This is a genomic window from bacterium (assembly GCA_018814885.1).
Lineage (GTDB): Bacteria > Krumholzibacteriota > Krumholzibacteriia > LZORAL124-64-63 > LZORAL124-64-63 > JAHIYU01.
The window spans coordinates 1-4293 of record JAHIYU010000029.1 but is presented as its reverse complement, the minus strand read 5'-3'; the positions used below and the strand labels follow the sequence as shown (position 1 = coordinate 4293).

4 protein-coding genes are annotated in these 4293 nt (G+C 65.3%); 3 read left to right on the top strand and 1 reads right to left on the bottom strand.

Going from position 1 to position 4293, the window contains the following annotated elements; translation table 11 throughout:
• The 3 genes from KJ554_01815 to KJ554_01805 all read left to right on the top strand — a co-directional run.
• On the top strand, window positions 1-137 hold a 137-nt coding region (locus KJ554_01815; GenBank protein ID MBU0741070.1), incomplete at its 5' end, for a transposase.
• Between the two features lie 85 nt (window positions 138-222).
• Complete coding sequence (locus tag KJ554_01810) at window positions 223-1209, top strand: hypothetical protein (GenBank protein ID MBU0741069.1); 987 nt, start codon at window positions 223-225, stop codon at window positions 1207-1209.
• A gap of 397 nt (window positions 1210-1606) precedes the next feature.
• Entirely contained in the window at window positions 1607-2428 is an 822-nt protein-coding gene (locus KJ554_01805) for a hypothetical protein (protein ID MBU0741068.1), read from the top strand.
• Between the two features lie 86 nt (window positions 2429-2514).
• On the opposite strand, the gene ettA is transcribed toward KJ554_01805, so the two are convergent.
• A complete protein-coding gene (ettA, locus tag KJ554_01800) occupies window positions 2515-4194 on the bottom strand; it encodes an energy-dependent translational throttle protein EttA (GenBank protein ID MBU0741067.1) in 1680 nt (559 codons plus the stop codon).
• Between the last annotated feature and the right edge of the window lie 99 nt (window positions 4195-4293).

The window sequence follows — 4293 nt, the reverse complement described above, 5'->3', positions numbered from 1 at the left end:
TCTCGACCGCAGCGCTGGAGGGGACGAACACGAAGATCAAGCTGATGCAGAGGAAGGCGTACGGCTTCCGTGACCCGGAGTTCTTCAAGTTGAAGATCTACGCTCTGCATGACACCAACTACGCTTCAGCCGGATGAGCCTTTTTCATTCGTCGCGATCGCCCCGCGGGTAACCCGGCCGGGGCATCGTGCGTATACCTGCCAGCGAAAGGAGGTCGTTCGCATGCGTGGAGCACACGCGCTGTTGATCATCGCCGTGCTGGCAGTCTCGTTCACGACCAAGGCGACGGCCGGTTCGCTCGACATACCGGTGCGCGGATCGGGACTCGGCTTCGGCAATTCCCGCAACTTCTCGGGCCTGCGCCTGAACATCCGCGACGCGGAGCTGGAACGGCTCAGCGGTATGACGGTCTCCCTCTGGGTGCCCGAAGAGAGTCCGGCCGGATACGTCAGCGGCGTCTCCATCGGGTTCGCCGGCACGCGCGCGGCGCGGGGCAACGGACTCACCGTGAACCTGGCCTTGTGCGATTTCGAGGTGTTCGACGGTCTCGCGTTCAGCGGCCTGGGCACCGCGGTCGGCGAGATGAGGGGCATCGGCGTGGCGGGCCTGGGGCTGGCCGGGGGCGACCTCGACGGCATCTTCGCCGCCGGGCTGGGCCTGACCGGCGACGACATGACCGGCGTCTTCGCCACTGGCCTCGGCATGGGTGGAGACGACATGGGCGGCCTCTTCGTCGGCGGCCTCGGCGTCGGCGGCAACGATATGACCGGCCTCTTCGTCGGCGGCCTCGGCGTCGGCGGCAACGACATGACCGGCCTCTTCGTCGGCGGCCTCGGCGTCGGCGGCGACGACATGGCCGGCCTCTTCGTCGGCGGCCTCGGCGTCGGCGGCGACGACATGGCCGGCCTCTTCGTCGGCGGCCTCGGCGTAGACGGCGATTCAATCGGCGGCTTCGCGGTGTCCTGCGTTGCTATCGGCGCCACGAGCATGGAGGGAGTCCAGGTGGCGGGCGCCTACCTGCGCGCCCACGACATGAAAGGCCTGGCCGTCGGCGCCTATAACCGGGCAGACCAAACGGCGACCGGCTTGCAAATCGGCATCCTCAATTGGACACCTGAACTCCACGGGGTCCAGATCGGGCTGTTCAATTACGCCGGCAACAACCCGGCGGGACTGAGGCTGCTGCCCGGAATCAACGTGCACCTGTGACCCGGGGCGTCCTCGTCGTGTGAAAAAAATCCGGTGTGCTATTGCCATGCAGGTTGCGATTCCTTAGGTTCAGATCACGCTGAATGCATTGACGGATGTGCAACACTTTCTTCATGACCTGAACAGACGGCGCGTCTCCGCAATCGACACGTCAGCGGCGGGAGGGCTCAGGCTCTCCCGTCTCTTTTTGGAGACTTCTATCCGTGAACGGCTGGACAAGAAATGTCGCTGAGGCCCTGCGAGTTACACACGTTCGCCCCGACGACTGCGTAGATGAATCCACATAATTACTGCTCTATAATCTTAGAAATTATATTATTAGCGCCTTTTTGTAGTTCCTGCGCTGCGCATGGCCGCCGTCTTGCTGTCCTGCCGGTTTACAACCCCGGAGGTAAACATGGTGAAACGGCAAATGATAGCGACGGCGTGCCTGGTCCTCGTCCTGGCCATGGGCGTCAACACAGCCCTCGCGGCCAACAACATCTTCTTCCTGCACCATTCCACCGGCCGGAACCTCATCGAGGAAGGCAACGTCCGCAACGCGGTGCAGGCCTACAACCTCGCGCGTGGTTCGGAGGTCGGATTCTGGGACCACGACTACAACTACATCGGCCTGCGAAATCCGGACGGCACCTACCTCGGTTACAGCTACAACATACCGGGCGACAACACCTATCCGGACGGACTGCACGAGTTGTGGACCACGAGTAACGGAGCCCGCACGGCGATACTCCAGCAGCATCAGGTCATCGCCTTCAAATCCTGTTTCCCCACCTGCGACATCACCAGCGATGCCATGCTCCAGCAGTACAAGAACTGGTATCTGGACATGCGGGACGTCTTCGACCAGTACCCGAACCGGGTCTTCGTGATAATCTCGCCGCCGCCCCGCCACAGGCTGGCGACCAACGCGACCGTCGCCGCGCGTGCCCGCGCCTTCGCGAACTGGCTGGGCAGCGCCGAATACATGTCGGGCCACGCCAATCTCCGCTGGTACGATCTGTTCGACCGGATGGCCCATCCCGACGACGGCTCCGCCCAGGCCAACTGCCTGCGCTACGACTACGAACGGTCGCATTCCAACAGCGACTCCCATCCCAACGTCTACGCCAACCAGAGCGAGGCGCCGGAATTCACCCAGTTCCTGCTGGATACGGCGGCCGATGCGACCCCCAACGACGATCTGTCCTGGGGTGAGGTCAAGGCCACCTACCGGTAACCCGGAACCGCCGACAACGGCGAAACGAAGGACCCGGCGCAGGCCGGGTCCTCTCTCTTCCGGAGGGCCGGTGCGCGCGGGATGGCTCAATAGCGGGTGAGCCGCTTGTAGCGGATGCGATGCGGCTGGTCCGCGTCGAGCCCCAGACGCTCCCGGCGGTCCTCCTCGTAGCGGCTGTAATTCCCCTCGTACCAGCACACCCGGCTCTCGCCCTCGAAGGCGAGGATGTGCGTCGCGATCCGGTCGAGGAACCAGCGGTCGTGGCTGACCACGACCAGGCAGCCGCCGAACTCCAGCAGGGCGTCCTCCAGCGCGCGGAGCGTGTCGACGTCCAGGTCGTTCGTCGGCTCGTCGAGAATGATCAGGTTGGCTCCCGACTTGAGCAGCGTGGCGAGATGCACACGGTTCCGCTCGCCGCCCGAGAGGACTCCCAGCTTCTTCTGCTGGTCGGCACCCCGGAAGTTGAAGCCGGCACAGTAGGCGCGCGAGTTGATCTTGCGCCCGCCCAGGTCCAGTTCATCCGCGCCGCCGGAGATCTCCTCCCAGACCGTCCTGTCGTCCGACAACTCGTCGCGCAGCTGATCGACGTAGGCCATCCGGACGGTCTCGCCGATGCGCAGTATGCCGCCGTCGGCCTGCTCGGCGCCGGTGACCAGCCTCATCAGCGTAGTCTTGCCGGCGCCGTTGGGGCCGATCACCCCCACGATGCCGCCGCGCGGCAGGTTGAAGGAGAGGTTCTCGAAGAGGAGCGTGTCGCCGTAGCCTTTGTGCAGGTCGCTGGCCTCGACCACCAGGTCCCCCAGACGCGGCCCCGGCGGCAGGGAGATCTGGGCGGAGCGCCGGCTCAGCTCGCGCTCCTGGGCGACCAGCTCGTCGTAGCGTCCGAGCCGCGCCTTGCTCTTCTTGTGGCGTGCCTTGGGCGCCGTGCGCACCCACTCCAGCTCCCGTTCGATCGTCTTGAGGCGCGCCTGGTCCTGCTTCTGCTCCTGGAGCAGCCGCGCCTGCTTCTGCTCGAGCCAGGAGGAGTAGTTGCCCTCCCAGGGAATGCCGTGGCCGCGCTCCAGCTCCAGCACCCAGCCGGTGACGTTGTCCAGGAAGTAGCGGTCGTGGGTCACGATCACCACCGTGCCCTCGTACTCCCGCAGATGGCGCTCCAGCCAGGCCACGCTCTCGGTGTCCAGGTGGTTGGTGGGCTCGTCCAGCAGCAGAAGGTCGGGTTTCAGCAGCAGCAGACGGCAGAGGGCGACGCGGCGGACCTCACCGCCCGACAGCGTGGACACTTCCGCGTCGCCGGGCGGGCAACGCAGGGCGTCCATGGCGATCTCCAGCTTGCGGTCCAGCTCCCAGCCGTCATGGGCATCGATCTCGGTCTGCAGTTCCCCCATCTCGGTCATCAGCCGGGTCATCTCGTCGTCGTCGACCGGTTCGCACATCTTCATGCTGATCTCGTTGAAGCGGTCGAGCTTGCCCTTCAGTGCGGCGACCCCCTGCTCGACGTTGCCGCGCACGTCCGTGCCCGGGTCGAGGGCGGGTTCCTGGGGCAGAAAACCGACGCTCACGCCTTCCGCAGCATGGGCTTCGCCGATGAAGTCGTCGTCGAGGCCGGCCATGATGCGCAGCAGGGTGCTCTTGCCCGCGCCGTTGAGGCCGATGACGCCGATCTTCGCGCCGGGCAGGAAGGACAGCCAGAGACCGCGCAGGATCTCGCGGTTGGGCGGCACGATCTTCTTCAGACCGATCATGGTGTAGACGTACTGCTGGGCCATGGGATCCTTTCGGGGGTTGAGCAACGGCCCACATCCTAGCAAATCGGTGCGGATCGGCCAGCCTCTGAATGGCCGGGCGCGCGCGCCCGCTGACGACGG

Excerpts from the sequence above, each read along its gene's own strand:
- KJ554_01805 (MBU0741068.1), top strand. The coding sequence starts at position 1,607 with ATGGTGAAACGGCAAATGATAGCGACGGCGTGCCTGGTCCTCGTCCTG.
- KJ554_01810 (MBU0741069.1), top strand. The coding sequence starts at position 223 with ATGCGTGGAGCACACGCGCTGTTGATCATCGCCGTGCTGGCAGTCTCG.
- ettA (MBU0741067.1), bottom strand. The coding sequence starts at position 4,194 with ATGGCCCAGCAGTACGTCTACACCATGATCGGTCTGAAGAAGATCGTG.